Below are 257 nucleotides of genomic sequence, written 5' to 3' on the forward strand. Positions count from 1 at the left end.
TACGTTTCGATCTCCGCCTGGACCCGTCCCTGAGGATTCAGAAACAGCGACACTATGCCGCTCCCCGTTTTCAGATCCTTGATGTTGTTGGTCAGAACCGCATTCAGACAACGCACACGGTCCGGTCCGCCAAATCGCAAATAGGCCCGGTAGTTCTTGTCAATCAGCGCAACGCTCTCCCGCGCCGCGCGATACTCAGCCAACCAGTCTTTGTGGAAACGATCCGGCAGGGCACATCCAAACCACGTCCGAATGCT

1 pseudogene is annotated in these 257 nt (G+C 56.4%); it reads right to left on the reverse strand.

The window, feature by feature from the left end:
- Positions 1-257 (reverse strand): annotated as a pseudogene (locus tag EUU22_RS00305) (hypothetical protein); the annotation flags it as partial.

The sequence above is a fragment of the Ciceribacter ferrooxidans genome (genome assembly GCF_004137355.1).
Taxonomy (GTDB): domain Bacteria; phylum Pseudomonadota; class Alphaproteobacteria; order Rhizobiales; family Rhizobiaceae; genus Allorhizobium; species Allorhizobium ferrooxidans.